The organism is Vibrio sp. 10N.222.54.A3 (genome assembly GCF_041474095.1).
Classification (GTDB): Bacteria; Pseudomonadota; Gammaproteobacteria; order Enterobacterales; family Vibrionaceae; genus Vibrio; species Vibrio crassostreae_C.
In genome coordinates, this window is sequence record NZ_JBFRTN010000109.1 from 69,133 (window position 1) to 86,910 (window position 17,778).

Consider the following 17,778-nt stretch of genomic DNA (forward strand, 5'->3'; position numbering starts at 1 on the left):
ATCGACAAGCTATAGATATATGGAGAATAAAATGGCTGGTGTATTGGGAATGATTCTTGCTGGTGGTGAAGGCTCTCGCTTAAGACCTTTAACTGAATCTCGCAGCAAACCCTCGGTTCCTTTCGGTGGTAGTTACCGCTTAATTGATTTCGCTTTGAACAACTTCGTTAATGCTGATCTAATGAAGATCTACGTATTAACACAATTTAAGTCACAGTCACTGTTCCACCATATGAAAAAAGGCTGGAATATCAGTGGCATAACAGACCGTTTTATCGACCCAATTCCTGCGCAAATGCGTAAAGGAAAGCGTTGGTATGAAGGCACAGCAGATGCTATCTACCAAAACATGGGCTTTATGGAGTTGGAAGAACCTGATCAAGTATGTATTTTTGGTTCAGACCATATCTATAAGATGGACATCAAACAGATGCTTGATTTCCATAAAGAGAAGAAAGCGGCTCTAACAGTATCAGCATTGCGCATGCCGCTTGCTGAAGCATCAGAATTCGGTGTTATTGAGGTTGATGCTGACGGCCGTATGATTGGCTTTGAAGAGAAACCTGCAAATCCGAAGTCGATCCCGGGCGATCCAGAATCAGCGCTCGTTTCAATGGGCAACTACGTGTTCGAAGCGAAAGAGCTTTTTGCCGAACTAACGGAAGATGCTGATAGAGAAGGTTCGACACACGATTTCGGCAAAGACATTATTCCAAACATGTTCCCACGTGGTGATGTGTTTGTTTATGATTTCAGCACCAACCGTATTACTGGTGAGAAAGAAGAAGTTTACTGGCGCGATGTAGGTACGATTGACGCGTACTGGCAAGCGCACATGGACCTTCTTAAGAAAGATGCGCCATTCTCGCTATACAACCGTAAATGGCCTCTACACACTTATTACCCGCCACTACCACCAGCTACGTTTACTGATTCGGCAAATGGTCGAATTCAGATCATTGATAGCCTTGTGTGTAGCGGTAGTTATGTACGTGGTTCGCGTATTGAAAAGAGTGTATTGGGCTTCCGCAGCAATATCGCATCAGCGTGTGATATTAGCGAAAGCATCTTACTCGGTGATGTAAAAGTGGGTGAGGGTTGTATCTTGCGCCGCGTTATCATTGATAAAGATGCAGACATCGCACCGGGTACACAGATTGGTGTGAATCTGACAGAAGACAAAAAGCATTACCACGTATCTGACGATGGTGTTGTAGTGATTTCTAAAGGAGCACGAGTTGGTTACTAAGACTCTCTCGGTACTTTTTGTAGCGTCTGAAGTTGAAGGCTTGATTAAAAGTGGTGGCTTGGCTGATGTAGCCAAGGCACTGCCGAAAGCGTTGCAAACACTCGAACAGGACGTTCGAGTGACTATCCCCGCATATAGAAACATTCCAAACATTGATTCAGCAGAAGTTATTTTATCGACTGAACTCGATCATTGGCCTCATACGGCTTATCAAGTTAAAAAACTGAGCGTAGAAGGCGTTCCAGTTTTTGGTATTGAATGTGCCAAGTATTTCGACCGCCCGGAAATGTACGCAGAAAACAATCAAGCTTATGCTGATAACGGAGAGCGCTTCTCGTTCTTTAGTGCAGCCTGTCTTGATATGCTTCCTAAGCTTGGTTTTCAACCGGATATCATTCATGCAAATGACTGGCATACTGGTTTCGTTCCTTTCTTGCTTAAATCGCGTTATCAACAACACGATTTCTTTGAAAATACGCGCAGTGTTATCTCGATCCACAATGCGGTTTTCAAAGGTGTGTTCGCATACGATGAACTTCAATTCCTGCCAGAGATGCACAGTTACCATGCGCCTGAAGCTTCAGTGAGTGACACTCATGTCACTATGCTAAGAGCTGGAGTGATGTGTGCGGATAAAGTGAACGCAGTAAGTCCTACCTATGCAGAAGAGTTGAAAACGGAATTAGGTAGCCACGGTATGGCTGCAGAATTCCAACACAGATCTGCTGATCTGTTCGGCATTTTGAATGGGTGTGATTATGGGGCTTGGAATCCGGAAACTGATGCTTTCCTTCCTCGTAAATACAAAGCGACCAAGCACAGCATGGCTCGCGGAAAATCAGCTTGTAAGCAAAAACTGCAACAAGATGTAGGTTTACCCGTTGCCGATTGCGCGGTTTATGGCATGGTTTGTCGCTTGACGAATCAAAAAGGTGTTCATTACTTACTGCCTATCATCGAACAGTTTTTGAAAAATGATCTTCAGATCGTGATTGTCGGTACTGGCGATCCGGTTTTGGCGAGTCAATTGAAAGAGCTATCAGCGCTTCACTCAGATAAGTTCTCGTTCGTAGAAGCGTACAATAATGAACTTGCGCACTTGGTTGAAGCAGGCTCTGATTTCTTCTTGATGCCTTCGGAATTTGAACCGTGTGGCTTAAACCAAATCTACAGCATGGCTTACGGTACTTTGCCGATTGTTCGTTCTGTGGGAGGTTTAAAAGACAGCGTGAATGATTACGATGAAGATCCTGAAGTCGCGACTGGGTTTGCTTTTGAAGAGCCAACACCGCAAGCGTTATTGGCTGTGTTACATCGTTCATTACTGCTTTACGCACAAAACCCATCTGAAATTAAGCGTGTTCAGCTTTATGCGATGCAGCAAGATTTTAGTTGGGAAGATGCGGCTAAAGAATACCTAGCTATGTATCATTCAGCATTTTAACTTGTTGACTTAGCTTTAAAGTTAGCTGGCGAGCAACTGCCGCTCGTACTAAATGAAGGCGCTCTAATTGTAGAGTGCCTTTTGGTTTCCTGGTCAGAGCACATCACGTTTACGAAGACAAAGCTTGCAAACTCATTTTAGTCAGGTAGAAAAGGTGAGGTAGGTATTCACATGACTAATGATAGGTTTGACACTATTATCACTTAAAGTTCTTAATAGCGTGGTATCCTTAGTCATCGCCTCGTGATGAGGCATAGCTCCATTCCAATAATTAAAGCGATAGGTATGTCTGAGAGTTTACTATTTCATAAAACATTTACTCACCCTACGAGCGATGAGTGGGTTGTATTTGTGCATGGCGCAGGAGGCAGTTCCTCCATCTGGTTCAAGCAGATCAAAGCGTATAAACAGCATTTCAACTTACTTCTCATTGATCTGAGAGGGCACGGTAAATCAGACAATATACTTAAAGGGCTGATTTCGAATCGTTATACGTTCAAATCGGTGACGCTTGATATTCTTAAAGTGTTAGACCATCTTAAGATCCGTTCTGCACATTTCGTTGGCATGTCTTTGGGCACGATTATTGTGCGTAACGTTGCCGAACTGGCGGCTGGCCGTGTACGTTCAATGGTACTGGGTGGCGCTGTCACCAAGCTAAACACTCGCTCTCAAGTGTTAATCAAGTTGGGTAACCTCAGCAAGCACATCATTCCTTACATGTGGTTATACAGCCTTTTTGCTTATGTTGTGATGCCACAAAAAAGCCAAAAAGAGTCTCGTCACCTTTTTATCCGCGAAGCCAAAAAACTGTGCCAGAAAGAATTTAAACGCTGGTTTATCTTAACGGCTGATGTAAACCCCTTGATGAAATATTTTAAAGATAGAGAGCTACCAATACCGACTCTTTATTTGATGGGTGAACGTGACTACATGTTTATTAAGCCTGTAAAAGAAATGGTTGCAGCGCATGAATCGAGTGAGCTAGTAGAAATCCCGAATTGTGGACACGTGTGTAACGTGGAAAACCCTGAAGAGTTTAATCAGCGTTCGATTGCGTTTATTCAAAAACAAATTCAGTGATTTTCTAGGCGTGAAATCAAAGATGATGAGTTAATCGAATTGAAATAAAAACGGGAAGCTAACTTTAGCTTCCCGTTTTTAATTGGAGGAGGTATCTGACCGAATCGTTCTATCAGGTCACTGAAACCCTGCTATTCAGGTGAGGCAGCACCGCACTGCCAGCAAGAGCCGAATTGCGCTTCGTTGACTTCATGACACTCACCACAACGCCACTCTTCATAGATGATCGAATCTTGCTGCTTTTGGTAGTCATTGACGAGCATGCGAGCTTTACTGGCCAATTCTGGCTCATATAACCATACGTAAGGGTCAGTTTCTTCAGTGAATGGGATTTCCCCCTTTAATCCGAACAACCCCTCACCACGGACTTCACAGGCAATATTCTCGCTTTCTAACAATCCACAGATGATATGAGCTTCTGTCGGATTCGATGCACTGAAGATTTTCATTGAAATAGAACCTTATTCGGCTATCTGTGTTGTTTAGATATTATAAACTATTCTGCTATATACATTATTCAGCTACGGGTGCTGAGCGAAACTTACCCATCAACCATTTAGCCACTATTGGGAATATCCCCAATAATGCAAATGACAATAGTACTGAAGGGGAGACGATGCCCGAAAGTGAATCAATTTCTGCGAGCTGAGTACCAGCATTCAAGAAAACCGCCGTCCCCGGTAACATCCCGATTTGACTCGTAATGTAGTAACGACTCACTGACATCGGTGTTAGACCCATCAATAGGTTGATAAGGAAAAATGGGAATACAGGAATCAGACGCAGAGAAAACAGGTAAAATGCGCCGTCTTTTTCAACCCCCTTGTTAATCGTCGCCAATTTGTCACCAAACTTGGTTTGAATCCAGTCACGCAACAGGTAACGGCTACTTAAGAAAGCTAAGGTCGCACCGATCGCACTTGCGAAAGATACCAGTAGCAAGCTGTTCCAGAAGCCGAATAGCGCGGCCCCTAATAAGGTTACAACAGCGGCACCAGGAATGGAGAAAGCCGTAATCATGACATACGCGACAAAATAGATAGCGGCAGCCGCAATAAAGTTGCTGTCAATGTAGTCATTTAACACAGCTTGTTGGGCCTTAGCATTTTCAAGCGTTAAGTACTGGCCGAAATTGATGCCTAACAAGACGATGGTTACGACCAACACAATACCCAATATCATTTTCTTACTCATTGATACTTCCTCTAAATTTTCAATGCATACCGATAGTATAGATAGACAGGCAAAGCATAGATTAACTTTCACCAGATATAAAAAAAGCCGCAGTAAATGCGGCTTAGTTATGTATATAGATTGCACTGACAATGTTAATTGACGCGATTGATAAGCTCTTCGCGACGCTGCTGCGGTATAACAGACCAATGTGTACCATTAATCGCGCCTTCTAGCGCCCAAAGTAGTTCAATACTGACAGAAGACGCATGCGATTCTTTGATGGCGTTAAATGCGTTTACAGAGCCAGATTCATATAAACGTTCTACAGAATCGATCCCTGCCTTTTTCAACATACGCTCGGTAGCGAGTCGAAGATTAGGCAGATCTTTGAGTCGGGTCGGCTTAGCAGAAGACTGCTCAGCTTTTTCTTCTTTAGCAAAACCTAGAGACGTGGTTGCAAGCTGCAAGATTTTCTCTTGGTCTTGCCAGAGGCCTTCAGGTAAAGCGAAATATTTAGTAACGACAGGGAAACCACGTTTTTTGTAGACGTACGGTTGAAACCCTTGTTGTTCGAATTGTTTAGTTGTGCCTTTGTCTGCGCGTATGTGCAACTGGTCATTTACAACCAGAGCAAACATAGTGTCATCAGCAAAAAGACCGAAGCCACCAAACATTGAGCGTGATTTTATTTTTCCTAGGGACTCAAATAACTTCATCGAGTCCTTTAGTATCGGTTTATCCATGTTATTTATCTCGGTGTATTTGAACTACGCCACCAAATAAGCAGGTCCGAGAGATTAGCAAAATGTTGCAATTACATTGTCAATAAGCCGTAAATTACTAAATTATTAGTAGTTACTGCATTTTGCCATCGGTAACCCCGCTACCATACCAACGAGTGGTTTAGGCCGGAAGCTTTGCGTCTCACTCTTTCGAGTGGTTTGCCCTGTGCGTGACTGATTGAATAGAATAAAGTTTTTGTTGGATGAAGCTCACACTTGATATTTCAAAATGTGATACTGCTTCAATTAATGATCTTTCCGTTGTGCATCTGGGTTCATTATGGTTGCTGATAAAAAAAGCGCACCTAAAGGTGCGCTTGATGAAATTAAACTCGAATTATCAATTAATTTAACGTCTTAACTGTACTTCGTTCAACAATTTCAGGGTGCATTTCGAAGACGCGTTTTTCGTGGTCTTTGTCTTTGATGCGCTCCAATAGAATTTCGAATGCATTCTTACCAACACGACGTTTTGGTTGGTGAACTGTCGTTAACGGCGGAGAGAAGTATTCAGCGAGTTCGATGTTGTCGTAACCGATCACTGAGATATCTTCAGGAATGCGGATGCCTTTTTCTTGCAGTCGGCTCATTAAGCCGAGTGCCATTGTGTCGTTAAAGCAGAATACCGCCGTTGGACGATCTTCCATCTCAACGATTTGTTCTGCAGCAAGAACAGCCGTATCACACTCGAAGTTGCCTTCGATGATCATATTGTCATCGGCAGAAATTTTAGCTTCGTTAAGTGCGCGCTTGTAACCGGCAATACGTTCAACACATGCTGCTTTGTCTAAGTGGCCACTTAAACATGCAATCTTAGAGTGACCGCGTTCAATAAGGTATTTGGTCGCTAGGTAGCCACCTTCTTCAGAGTTATCGATGATCTTATCAGCTTGAGAACTCTCTGGGCCCCAGTCCATAATAACTTTAGGGATGTCAGCGTGACGGTCTAACATCTCTCTTAGTTCTTCAGTTAGGTCAGAACACATAACTAAGATGCCATCTACACGTTTCTCTGCAAGCATTCGAATGTAGTCACGTTGCTTCTCATAGATACCGCCCGTATTACACAGGATCAAAGTGTAACCTTGACGGTAGCAGTAGCTCTCAACACCATCGATAACTTCAGAGAAGAATAGATTAGTTGATTGAGTCACTAGCATGCCGATGGTGCGTGTTGTATTACACTTCAAGCTACGAGCAACAGCACTTGGTGCATAGTTCAGTTCATCTACGGCTTTGTTTACTTTTTCTTGCGTTGCTTCTGCAACAAAGCGAGTTTTATTGATTACGTGAGAAACGGTTGTTGTTGATACGCCGGCTAAGCGAGCGACATCTTTTATAGTGGCCATGGTTTTATCCTATTAGAAGCTACTTTCCCAAAGTACGGAATAAAGTAGCCGTTAAGCTACCTAACTAAGAGCTTAAATTTGTAGGGCTCTTTGGGTACTAAAAGTGCTAAAAAACAAAAAACCGCTATTGAGCGGCTTGTCTTAACACCGAAATGCTCAAAACTATAATAAGCATAGCATTTCGTGAATGTTTCATATTTTATCGTTTGCGGTCACAATTTTAGACTGACTAGAAATTACTCGCAATAAAATTCACCCGGAAATCCGGGTGAATTGTCACATTCTTCTGAATTTATTTAACGAGTCATCCAATAAGCTATTCACCAGCTAAATATTGAGTGTCTAATTGACAGAATGCGAGTAGCAACGATGAGACGGAGGCGTAGAAACCGAATTCATCAACGTCATGACATTTCACGTTGAACTTTGGTAACCAAGTCAGCAGTTGTTGTTCGATAAACTGCTGTTGAGCGGCAAATGAATTCTCTAGTTCTTCTTCAATATTCGTTTCGTTTGAACGAATGATCAAGTTACCAAGGAAATCGAGTTCGATAGCAATGTGGTCTGCTGGCTCTTTTAGATCTTGGTTCACAACTAAGTTGTGCTTAGCCATGATCTCTTCCATATCTTTTGCTGGCTTATCATTCAAAAGGCCAGTTTCGCCGATATACATTGAAGCGTAAGGAAGAGCGCCGTGCTTATCTGTCTTTAAGAAAAGATCGCAAAAGTCTGCAGACAGTTCTAGCTGAGCATCTTCACGAGTTTGTAGGCGGTTCAGCGCATCCACTAACTTATCAATCGCTGGCTTTAGTGTCTCATTTTCGCCTAAACCAGTTAGGAAAGAACGAATTTCAACAGAGTGGTAGTGATCGAGTTCTTCTTGAGTGAGCTCTTTGGCAAATAAGCTTGATAGCCACCAGTATATTTCTGCTCTTTGCTCGTTGAACGCTTTCGTATCTTTCATTTGTTAGATCCTGACTTAGTCTTGTGATGTTGCTTATATGCATCTTGAAGTCACTTGGGCATAAGCACACCAAGGCTGAATAACAAGGTTATTTGCGAAACGCAAAGTTACTCGTTAGTAGTAATGCCTATATTGAATTGCGATGGACGATAAATAGCAAGGTTTAAGATTGTCTTGTATCAAAAAAAATCCATGTTTCTGGCTTTTATCTTCTGTACCACTAGAATTGTTACTAGTTATGAATAGAATAGTCACTGAAACTATTAAATAAGAAAAGTGGTGTAGATGAGCTATCACGTATTAGTCGTAGAAGATGATGTGGTAACCCGCAGTAAACTGGTTGGATACTTCCAGAACGAGGGTTACACAGTGAGCGAAGCAGAAAGCGGCGCTCAAATGAGAAACGTGTTAGAAGAAAACAACGTTGACCTCATTATGCTGGACATCAACTTACCAGGCGAAGATGGATTGATGCTAACTCGCGAATTACGCAGTCAATCAGACATTGGAATTATTTTAGTTACTGGACGCACGGATAGCATCGACAAGATCGTAGGCCTTGAAATGGGCGCTGACGATTACGTTACTAAACCCTTCGAACTTCGCGAGTTATTAGTTCGAGTTAAAAACCTACTTTGGCGTATCTCTGCTGCTCGTAAAACAGCAGCGGGCGCTGTAGAAGAAACATCAGATGAGTCTGTGGTTCGTTTTGGTGAGTGGACATTTGATATCCCTCGTCGTGCGTTAAGCAAAAACGGCGAACCGGTGAAATTGACCAAAGCAGAATACGAACTGCTAGTGGCATTGTCTTCTTACCCTAACCAAGTATTAAGCCGCGAACGTATTTTGAATATGATTAGCCACCGAGTGGACGCGCCTAATGACCGTACTATCGACGTATTGATTCGTCGTATGCGTGCAAAAATGGAGTTTGATCCTAAGAACCCACAAATTTTTGTGACGGTTCACGGTGAAGGTTACATGTTCGCTGGTGATTGATTTCCTTCGGAAGTGATTAATCAACAACGACATTTAAACGTAAAAAGCCGAGACACCATTGATGTCTCGGCTTTTTTATTGCTTAGTTTTCATTGTTAACGAACAGAGAACCTAAAAATACTTGCCGACTCAGTCTGCTCAGTATGAGTTTAAAGATTCAATTGGCTTACTGAGGCTGAGCCGCAGAAACTTCACCGTCATCTTCAACTAAGCTGGAAGCTTCTGGAATCACCGGCTCTTCAACAATGTCATTGCTTGTATCAAGCCAATCACGTAAATCTTGCCAAACTAATCCCATGGTTTCGTGCCAGTAACGCTCAGTCTGCTCAAGGTAGAGAGCTTTTGGCATGTACTTATTCCAAGGCTCAACAACGCCTTCTTGTGCAAGGTAGTTGGTTGGTGCAGGCAGTGGTTTCATACCAGCTGCATGGAATTCATTGAGTGCACGAGTCATATGGCTCGCTGAAGTCACCAGAACCATTTTTTTATTCTTAACGAACGCAGCGGCTTGGCGAGCTTCTTCCCAGGTGTCTTTTGCGGTTTCAAGCAGAATGATGTCGGGCTTTGCTACGCCAAGTGCTAATGCAACTTTAGCCATCATTCTTGCGTTACTGACTTCAGTGCCTGCGCCATAGCCAGACAAAATGAGTTTTGCACCAGGGTAAAGGCGTAGAATACGAATCCCTTCACTTAAACGCATCAGGCCGGTGCGGCTAAGTTCTGATGTCGGTGGAATTTGGTCGTCTACGACGTGACCACTTCCGAGAACCATTACGTAATCGACGGTTTCATCGACAGGTAAAAAAGCGGTGTGTTGCCTTTCCATTGGCATTAAAAGTTGACTAGAAACTGGTTGGAAAGCGATTAGGAAAATACCACATAGGGCTGAAAGGGTGATTAAGCAACCCGTCTTCCTTTTGGTAGTAAACATCACTAGGGCTAAACCCAGAAAAGCGAGAATTAACATTGCTGGCAGTGGCATCAATAGCGAAGACACTACTTTTTTCAGCTCAAACATATCCGAATAGTCCGAAAAAACATCACTTAGTAGTAAAAAGAGACATCGCCTCTTTATTCCTGAAATTCCTGTGACAGAATAGCAGGCACGATAGGACATAATAACTCAAGTAGCCGTGACTGAAGACCGTAATTTCGACGATATTGCCCACAAATTTGCAAAAAATATTTACGGCTCTGACAAAGGAGAGATCCGTCAGATCATCGTATGGGAAGATTTAGAACAAGCTTTGAGCAAGTTTGAGCAATCAGCTTCTCCGCTGCATGTGCTTGATGCTGGAGGCGGCCTTGCACAGATGTCGCAAAAAATTGCGTCGCTTGGGCATAACGTTTCTCTGTGTGATCTCTCTTCTGAAATGCTGAAGCTCGCAGAAGAAAGTATCAGCGAAGCGGGTTTGCTAGAGCAATATCGATTTATTCATTCACCAGTACAAAAAGTCGCAGAACATCTAGATGAGAAAGTCGATTTTGTGATGTTTCATGCCGTAATGGAATGGTTAGCCGATCCTAAAGAGGCGCTTGATTTATTGCTTGAACAAGTTAAACCGGGTGGCGTTGCCTCGATAATGTTTTACAACCACCACGGATTAGTCCTGAAAAATGTGATTTGTGGCAACATTCCTCATGTATTGAATGGGATGCCACATCGAAAACGGTTTAAGCTGCAACCACAAAAAGGCTTGAAGCCGGAAGAGGTTTATCAATGGATAGAAGACGCTGGTCTAGAAATCTGTGGTAAATCAGGCATTCGCTCTTTCAGTGACTACATAGGTAATATGGAGTACATGGGCGATTACCAATTTGAAGATGTATTGGAACTGGAAAAACAGCTATGTCGCCAAGAGCCATATCTGTCACTAGGCCGTTATATTCACGTTTGGGCTCAAAAACCTGCGCAATAACAGCGGTGAATGTGGTAAAAGAAGCCACAACATGCGCTATGCAATCGTAAGAAGCCCACGTCATAAAGAAATAGGCGTCATATCTAATACATTCGATATGACGAAGAACAGTAACAGGAACCACAATGAGTGAAATGACTCAAACTGCCGAAGAGCAGCCAATTGATGAGTTGGTGGGCTGGGTCAAGCAGCATGATTTTTCATTAAACTTGCCACCAGAGCGCTTAGCATTTTTGATTGCTATCGCAGTACTAAGCAATGAAAGGTTCGATGAAGAGTTGGGCGAGGGTGAACTGCACGATGCATTTACCATCGTCACTCGACTGTTTGAAGATACTGGCGAAGCGTCCGCGTTTCGTGCCAACAATGCCATCAACGAGTTAGTTAAACAGAAGTTGATTAGCCGCTTTACCAGCGAAATCACCGATGGTGCGAGTATTTATCGCTTATCACCATTGGCGATTGGTATTTCAGATTATTACTTACGCCACCGTCAGTTCTCTAAGTTAAAACTGTCTATCCAGCTTTCTATGGTTGCGGACGAGATGGCAAAAGCCATTGAAGCAGCACAAAAAGGCGGAACTCCAGGACATTGGAGAAAGAATGTTTACGGCGTGCTCAAGTATTCTGTTGGTGAAATTTTCGATCAGATTGATCTTAACCAACGTGTTATGGATGAGCAGCAGCAAACCGTTAAACAGCAAATTGCCGACCTTTTAAACAAGGATTGGCGAGAGGCGATTAACAACTGTGAAACCTTGCTTTCAGAAACCTCGTCCACACTAAAAGAATTGCAAGACACCTTGCAAGCGGCGGGGGATGAACTGCAAACACAGATCCTCGATATTCAAGAAATTGTTTACGGTGACGATGAACTCGAGTTCGTTGGCGAAACCCTGTTCGGCTTGCAGATGAAGCTAGACCGAATCACCAGTTGGGGCCAACAAGCCATCGATTTATGGATCGGCTACGACCGCCATGTTCACAAGTTCATCCGTACCGCGATTGATATGGATAAAAACCGCGCCTTTAGCCAGCGCTTGCGTCAGTCAGTCACTGACTACTTTGATGCGCCTTGGTTATTGACCTACGCCGATGCTGAGAAGCTGACGGATCTTCGTGATGAAGCGCTTATGCTTCGTGATGACGAAGTGATGGGACAAGCACCAATCGACGTAGAGTACGAAGAATTTGAGCAAGTGAATGACCTGCTTTCAGATCGAATTGCAGAGATGTTAAAAGCTCACAAACAGCAAGGCGCGCCAATTGATCTTGGCCTTGTGTTACGCGATTACCTCGCTGCACACCCTCGCACACACCATTTTGATTTAGCCAGAATTGTTGTCGACCAAGCCGTACGCTTAGGTTACTCAGAGTCTGACTATCAGGCTATTCAGCCAGATTGGCAGGCAATCAACGATTTCGGTGCAAAGGTACAAGCAAATGTCATTAACAAGTACTGATGATTACATGCCAGAGAAACTGGTAAAAGCGATAGCGAACCCACTGTTCCCTGCGCTAGATAGCATGCTGCGTTCAGGCAAGCATGTTTCAACAGAAGATCTAGATAACCACGCGTTGCTGTCTGATTTTGAAGTTGAGCTTCAACATTTCTATCAACGCTACAATACGGAACTGGTAAAAGCGCCGGAAGGTTTCTTTTACTTGCGTCCGCGTTCTACGTCTCTGATTGGTCGTAGTGTGTTGTCTGAGCTCGACATGTTGGTTGGCAAGGTGTTGTGTTTCTTATACCTAAGCCCAGAACGTCTGGCTCATGAAGGTATCTTCACCAATCAAGAACTGTTTGATGAATTGATGTCGTTAGCGGATGAGAAAAAACTCATGAAGCTAGCAACCAACCGTGCATCTGGTTCTGACTTAGATAAAGAAAAGCTCTTCGAAAAAGTTCGTACTTCTCTGCGTCGTTTACGCCGTATCGGCATGCTGATTGCGATTGGTGAAACGGGCAAGTTCCGTATCAGCGAAGCGGTATTCCGCTTTGGCGCTGACGTTCGTGTTGGTGACGATATGAAAGAAGCGCAATTACGTCTTATCCGTGATGGTGAAGCTGTGGTGCATACCCAAGAGCCTAACCAAGGTAGCTTGTTGAATGAAGAACAAGCGGAAGCTGTATCAGAAGTAGTTGCAGACGTAAACGAAAACGGTCAACAAGACATTTTTAACGATCAAGCTGACTTTGACCTTGAGTCAAACGATGGCGAACAAACAAAAGTAGAAGGTGAAGCATGATTGAAAGAGGTAAGTATCAATCATTAACCATGGTCAACTGGAACGGCTTCTTTGCGCGTACTTTTGATATTGATGGATTGGTTACAACGCTTTCTGGCGGTAACGGTGCGGGTAAGTCGACCACAATGGCGGCATTCATCACAGCACTGATCCCTGACCAAAGCCTTCTGCATTTCCGTAACACAACGGAAGCGGGTAGCTCACAGTCATCTCGTGATAAAGGCCTTTACGGTAAGCTTCAGCCAGGCGCATGTTATGCCGCACTAGATGTTGTGAACTCTCGTAATCAGCGTCTATTGTTTGCAGTAAAACTGCAGCAAGTCGCGGGTCGTGATAAGAAAGTCGACATTAAACCGTTCGTTATCCAAGGCCTTCCAAGCCATGTGAAACCAACGGATGTGTTGATTCAGAACGTTTCAGACAGCCACGCTCGCGTATGTCAGTTGAACGACGTGAAAGCGGCGGTTGCACAATACGAAGGCACGCATTTTAAGGCCTTCTCTTCGATTGTTGATTACCACTCGCAAATGTTTGAATACGGTGTGGTACCGAAGAAACTACGTAACAGCAGCGACCGTTCTAAGTTCTACCGCCTAATTGAAGCATCACTTTACGGTGGTATCTCAAGTGCGATTACGCGTTCTCTGCGTGATTACCTGTTACCGCAAAATGGTGGTGTGAAGAAAGCGTTCCAAGACATGGAATCAGCACTACGCGAAAACCGTATGACGCTAGAAGCGATCAAAACGACTCAGTCGGATCGTGATTTGTTTAAGCACTTGATCACTGAATCTACGAACTACGTGGCAGCAGATTACATGCGCCATGCTAACGATCGTCGCAACAAGCTTGATCAAACCATGAAGTTCCGTGGTGAGCTGTTTGGTTCTCGTGAAACCTTGCTTGATCAAAACAACTTGTTGAACCGCGTTCAAGAAGAACTAGAGTTACTTGTCGATCAAGAATCAGCACTAGAGCAAGATTACCAAGCGGCTTCGGATCATCTGCAATTAGTTCAAACTGCACTTCGTCAGCAAGAGAAAATTGCCCGCTACAGCGAAGATCTAGAAGAGCTTAACGAGCGTCTAGAAGAGCAAATGATGGTGGTTGAAGAAGCTCAAGAGCGAGTACTTCTTGCTGAAGAGCAGGCAACCATCACTGAAGAAGAAGTGGATAGCCTGAAAACTCAGCTTGCTGACTACCAACAAGCATTGGATGTTCAGCAGACTCGTGCACTTCAATACCAGCAAGCGGTTCAAGCATTAGAGAAAACTAAGCAGCTACTTGGTGATGAGTCTATTACGGCAGAAAGCGCACTAACTCTGGTTTCTGAGCTAAAAGCACAAGAAGAATCAAGCACTCAAACGCTGCTGTCTACTAAACATAAACTAGACATGTCTTCTGCTGCTTCTGCGCAGTTCGACAAAGCGCTCGCTCTTGTTAAAAGTATTGTGGGTGACGTTGAGCGTAAAGAAGCGTCTCAAAGCGCTAAGCAAGCTTTAGAAAAAGGCCGTAACGCAAAACACGTTGTTGAAAATGAACAGCAGTGGCGTGCTCAGCACCGCGATATGGCTCGTGATGTGGCTCAGCAGCGTCAAGCAAAAGAGCTAGCGACTGAATACCAAAAGCAACACAACATCTCACTGACTGACGAAGCGGTTTTCGATGAAGAACGTGAACGTCATGCTATGCAGATCGAGTCTCTTGAGTACGCTCAAGAAGAGCTGCGTGAAGCGAAGAGTGAGCAACGTCGTGTACAACAAAACCACGATCAAGAGATTCAAAAACTTGAGTCTATTGCTCCAGCATGGATCACGGCAAACGATGCGCTTGAAGCATTAAGAGATCAAACCGACGCTGAGCTAGAAGATAGCCAAGCGGTGATGACTCAAATGCAACAAGTGCTTGAAGATGAGAAATCTCAAGCGGTAGCAAAAGATCAGTTGGCTACGCGCCGAGCTGAACTTGAGCACGAAATTGAGCGTTTAGCGTCTCCAGGTGGTTCTAACGATCCTCGCCTCAAAGGCCTAGCGGATACGCTTGGTGGCGTGCTGCTTTCTGAGATCTACGATGATATCACTATTGGTGATGCGCCGTACTTCAGTGCGATGTACGGCCCGGCTCGTCACGCAATTGTGGTTTCTGATCTTGATGGTATTAAAGAGAAGCTGGTGGATCTTGATGATTGTCCAGAAGACCTTTACATCCTAGAAGGCGATGTCGACGCGTTTGATGACAGTTCATTCAATGCCGATGAGCTTGAAGGCGCAGTGTGTGTTCAGCTGAACGATCGCCAAATGCGTTACTCTCGTTTCCCTGAGATCCCACTGTTTGGCCGTGCGGCTCGTGAACAACGTCTAGAGAAATTGCGCGAAGAGCGTGACGTTGTGGTTGAAAACCACGCGAAGGCAGCGTTTGACTCTCAAAAACTGAATCGCCTATACCAAGCATTCAACAGCTTTGTTGCGAAGCACCTGCACGTTGCGTTTAACGCAGACCCAGAGCAAGCACTTGCTGCGATTCGTGATAAGCGTAATCAAATTGTTCGTTCTCTGGCTGAGCTTATCTCTAAAGAGCAGCAGCAACGCAGTCAGCTTCTACAAAGCAAGCAGGCACTTGGTGCGCTAGATAAATTAGCACCAATGGTTCGTATTTTAGAAGACGAAACATTGGCTGAGCGTTTAGCTGAATTAGAAGCGCAACTAGAGCGTTTAAGTGAAGCGAAATCTTACTTGAATACGCACGGCAAGGCGCTTACTTCTCTAGAACAGTTCGTATCTGCACTAGACGCTGACCCAGAGCAATTCGAAGCTTTGGAAGCAGAGTACCGTCAAGCAGACAACGCGCTACAAACGCTAAAAGGCAAAGTGTTCGCACTGTCTGATCTGATTGAGCGTCGTCATTACTTTGCTTACGCGGATTCTGTTGATTTGCTTAATAAGAGCAGTGAACTGAGCGAGCAACTGAAAGCGAAGTTGGTTCAAGCTGAACAAGCAAGAACCAAAGGCCGCGATGGCTTGAAGCAAGCTCGCGAACAGATGAACCAATACAACCAAGTATTGGCGGCACTGAAGAGCTCACATCAAGCGAAGCAAGAAACGGTTCAAGAGTTCAAACAAGAGCTACAAGAGTTCGGCGTAAACGCTGACGAAGGCGCTGAAGAGCGTGCTGTACGTCGTCGTGACGAGCTTCAAGAGCGTCTGCACACATCTCGCAGCCGTAAGAGTGAATACGAGCGTACGATTACGTCAACTGAACTTGAGATGAAAGCACTGGCTAAGCGTCTTAAGAAAGTTCAAAAAGAGTACACCGAGCTTCGTACTTTCGTTGTTGCAGCGAAAGCGGGTTGGTGTTCAGTACTTCGTTTAGCGCGTGAGAATGATGTTGAACGTCGTCTGCATAAACGTGAACTGGCTTATCTAACGGCAGGCGAGCTTCGCTCTATGTCGGATAAATCACTGGGTGCGCTACGTCTGGCGGTAGCCGACAATGACGACCTGCGTGATTCGCTGCGTTTATCTGAAGACAACGCGCATCCAGAGCGTAAAGTTCTGTTCTACATTGCGGTTTACCAACACCTTCGTGAGCGTATTCGCCAAGATATTATTCACACGGATGATCCGGTTGAAGCAATCGAAGAGATGGAAGTGGAGCTAGCTCGACTAACAGAAGAGTTGACGCAGCGTGAAAATCGCCTGGCAATCAGCTCTGAGTCCGTAGCAAGCATCATCAAGAAAACGATTCAGCGCGAGCAGAACCGTATTCGAATGCTGAACCAAGGTTTGTCTAACATTTACTTTGGTCAGGTTAAAGGCGTACGTCTGAACGTTAAGATTCGTGAAAGCCACGAGATCTTGCTATCAGGGCTAGCGACTCAGCAAGAGCAACACAAAGACTTGTTTGAATCAACACGCTTTACCTTCTCAGAAGCGATGGCGAAGTTGTTCCAACGTGTTAACCCACATATCGATATGGGTCAACGTTCTCCACAAGTTCTAGGTGAAGAGCTACTGGATTACCGTAACTACCTAGAGCTGAGTGTTGAAGTTAACCGTGGTTCAGATGGTTGGTTACAAGCTGAATCGGGCGCATTGTCTACGGGTGAGGCGATCGGTACGGGTCAGTCAATCCTATTGATGGTTATTCAGAGCTGGGAAGAGGAATCTCGTCGACTTCGCAGTAAAGACATCGTTCCATGTCGTTTGTTGTTCCTTGATGAAGCAGCACGTTTGGATTCTAAGTCGATCTCTACGCTGTTTGAACTGTGTGACCGTTTGGGTATGCAACTTCTGATTGCAGCACCTGAAAACATTAGCCCAGAGAAAGGTACAACCTACAAACTGGTTCGTAAGGTCTTCAAAGACCACGAACACGTACATGTTGTTGGCCTGCGCGGTTTTGCTCAAAACAAACCAGCATCTCCGGTGCAAGAGCTTATCGAAGAAACTGAGCAATAACTTTGATAGCCGAATTATAATCTTGATAGCTTAGCTATAAGCTCGAAAGCGACTCAATGATATTTGTTCAAAGCCCCTAATCATTAGGTAATGCCGTTCACTTAAG

14 protein-coding genes and 1 riboswitch are annotated in these 17,778 nt (G+C 44.3%); of the genes, 8 read left to right on the plus strand and 6 right to left on the minus strand.

What is annotated here, in order from left to right:
- The first annotated feature begins 19 nt into the window (after positions 1 to 19).
- The 3 genes from glgC (at position 20) to AB4507_RS19745 (ending at position 3,776) form a co-directional block, all read left to right on the plus strand.
- Positions 20 to 1,249: a glucose-1-phosphate adenylyltransferase gene (glgC, locus tag AB4507_RS19735; RefSeq protein ID WP_080582251.1), complete on the plus strand. Its 1,230-nt coding sequence runs from the start codon at positions 20 to 22 to the stop codon at positions 1,247 to 1,249.
- Positions 1,239 to 2,693, plus strand: a complete 1,455-nt coding sequence (gene glgA, locus AB4507_RS19740; protein WP_017067845.1) for a glycogen synthase GlgA — start codon at positions 1,239 to 1,241, stop codon at positions 2,691 to 2,693. Before glgC ends, glgA begins: the two co-directional genes overlap by 11 nt.
- A 285-nt stretch (positions 2,694 to 2,978) precedes the next feature.
- Complete coding sequence (locus AB4507_RS19745; protein ID WP_017062100.1) at positions 2,979 to 3,776, plus strand: alpha/beta fold hydrolase; 798 nt, start codon at positions 2,979 to 2,981, stop codon at positions 3,774 to 3,776.
- Between the two features lie 131 nt (positions 3,777 to 3,907).
- Here the strand turns inward: AB4507_RS19745 and AB4507_RS19750 are convergent, their stop codons facing one another.
- From AB4507_RS19750 to torD, 5 genes are all read right to left on the minus strand, one after another.
- Positions 3,908 to 4,225 (minus strand): DUF2007 domain-containing protein, encoded by a 318-nt coding sequence (locus AB4507_RS19750; RefSeq protein ID WP_017062099.1) that lies wholly within the window; start codon positions 4,223 to 4,225, stop codon positions 3,908 to 3,910.
- A gap of 64 nt (positions 4,226 to 4,289) precedes the next feature.
- A complete protein-coding gene (locus tag AB4507_RS19755; protein ID WP_017072239.1) occupies positions 4,290 to 4,970 on the minus strand; it encodes a TVP38/TMEM64 family protein in 681 nt (226 codons plus the stop codon).
- Positions 4,971 to 5,104: 134 nt separating this feature from the next.
- On the minus strand, positions 5,105 to 5,695 hold the full coding sequence (locus AB4507_RS19760; protein ID WP_019820997.1) for a TfoX/Sxy family DNA transformation protein: 591 nt from the start codon (positions 5,693 to 5,695) through the stop codon (positions 5,105 to 5,107).
- Between the two features lie 127 nt (positions 5,696 to 5,822).
- A riboswitch (cyclic di-GMP riboswitch) is annotated at positions 5,823 to 5,908 on the minus strand.
- A 170-nt stretch (positions 5,909 to 6,078) separates the two neighbouring features.
- Positions 6,079 to 7,083, minus strand: coding sequence for an HTH-type transcriptional repressor PurR (gene purR / locus AB4507_RS19765; protein WP_017063507.1), 1,005 nt, complete (start codon positions 7,081 to 7,083; stop codon positions 6,079 to 6,081).
- Between the two features lie 316 nt (positions 7,084 to 7,399).
- Entirely contained in the window at positions 7,400 to 8,047 is a 648-nt protein-coding gene (gene torD, locus AB4507_RS19770; protein WP_017062095.1) for a molecular chaperone TorD, read from the minus strand.
- Positions 8,048 to 8,332: 285 nt separating this feature from the next.
- On the opposite strand from torD, the gene torR reads away from it, so the two are divergent.
- The gene (gene torR / locus AB4507_RS19775) at positions 8,333 to 9,046 is read left to right on the plus strand and encodes a two-component system response regulator TorR (protein WP_017067841.1); all 714 of its coding nucleotides are present in this window, start codon (positions 8,333 to 8,335) and stop codon (positions 9,044 to 9,046) included.
- Positions 9,047 to 9,212: 166 nt separating this feature from the next.
- On the opposite strand, the gene elyC is transcribed toward torR, so the two are convergent.
- A complete protein-coding gene (gene elyC / locus AB4507_RS19780; RefSeq protein WP_017062093.1) occupies positions 9,213 to 10,064 on the minus strand; it encodes an envelope biogenesis factor ElyC in 852 nt (283 codons plus the stop codon).
- A 115-nt stretch (positions 10,065 to 10,179) separates the two neighbouring features.
- Here elyC and cmoM point away from each other — a divergent pair, with 115 nt between their 5' ends.
- From cmoM to mukB, 4 genes are all read left to right on the plus strand, one after another.
- Positions 10,180 to 10,965, plus strand: a complete 786-nt coding sequence (gene cmoM, locus AB4507_RS19785) for a tRNA uridine 5-oxyacetic acid(34) methyltransferase CmoM (RefSeq protein ID WP_017063509.1) — start codon at positions 10,180 to 10,182, stop codon at positions 10,963 to 10,965.
- 125 nt (positions 10,966 to 11,090) lie between these two features.
- A complete protein-coding gene (gene mukF / locus AB4507_RS19790) occupies positions 11,091 to 12,428 on the plus strand; it encodes a chromosome partition protein MukF (RefSeq protein ID WP_372073341.1) in 1,338 nt (445 codons plus the stop codon).
- The gene (gene mukE, locus AB4507_RS19795; RefSeq protein WP_017062090.1) at positions 12,409 to 13,215 is read left to right on the plus strand and encodes a chromosome partition protein MukE; all 807 of its coding nucleotides are present in this window, start codon (positions 12,409 to 12,411) and stop codon (positions 13,213 to 13,215) included. Before mukF ends, mukE begins: the two co-directional genes overlap by 20 nt.
- Positions 13,212 to 17,672 carry a chromosome partition protein MukB gene (mukB, locus tag AB4507_RS19800; RefSeq protein WP_372183175.1) on the plus strand — a complete coding sequence of 1,487 codons (4,461 nt, stop codon included), beginning with the start codon at positions 13,212 to 13,214 and terminating at the stop codon, positions 17,670 to 17,672. The genes mukE and mukB overlap by 4 nt, the downstream gene beginning before the upstream one ends.
- Positions 17,673 to 17,778: the final 106 nt, after the last annotated feature.

Bases quoted from the DNA above. Each gene is read 5' to 3' on its own strand.
- mukF (WP_372073341.1), top strand. From the start codon at position 11,091: ATGAGTGAAATGACTCAAACTGCCGAAGAGCAGCCAATTGATGAGTTG.
- AB4507_RS19755 (WP_017072239.1), bottom strand. From the start codon at position 4,970: ATGAGTAAGAAAATGATATTGGGTATTGTGTTGGTCGTAACCATCGTC.
- AB4507_RS19745 (WP_017062100.1), top strand. From the start codon at position 2,979: ATGTCTGAGAGTTTACTATTTCATAAAACATTTACTCACCCTACGAGC.
- torD (WP_017062095.1), bottom strand. From the start codon at position 8,047: ATGAAAGATACGAAAGCGTTCAACGAGCAAAGAGCAGAAATATACTGG.
- AB4507_RS19760 (WP_019820997.1), bottom strand. From the start codon at position 5,695: ATGGATAAACCGATACTAAAGGACTCGATGAAGTTATTTGAGTCCCTA.
- mukB (WP_372183175.1), top strand. From the start codon at position 13,212: ATGATTGAAAGAGGTAAGTATCAATCATTAACCATGGTCAACTGGAAC.
- mukE (WP_017062090.1), top strand. From the start codon at position 12,409: ATGTCATTAACAAGTACTGATGATTACATGCCAGAGAAACTGGTAAAA.
- torR (WP_017067841.1), top strand. From the start codon at position 8,333: ATGAGCTATCACGTATTAGTCGTAGAAGATGATGTGGTAACCCGCAGT.
- AB4507_RS19750 (WP_017062099.1), bottom strand. From the start codon at position 4,225: ATGAAAATCTTCAGTGCATCGAATCCGACAGAAGCTCATATCATCTGT.
- purR (WP_017063507.1), bottom strand. From the start codon at position 7,083: ATGGCCACTATAAAAGATGTCGCTCGCTTAGCCGGCGTATCAACAACA.
- elyC (WP_017062093.1), bottom strand. From the start codon at position 10,064: ATGTTTGAGCTGAAAAAAGTAGTGTCTTCGCTATTGATGCCACTGCCA.
- glgC (WP_080582251.1), top strand. From the start codon at position 20: ATGGAGAATAAAATGGCTGGTGTATTGGGAATGATTCTTGCTGGTGGT.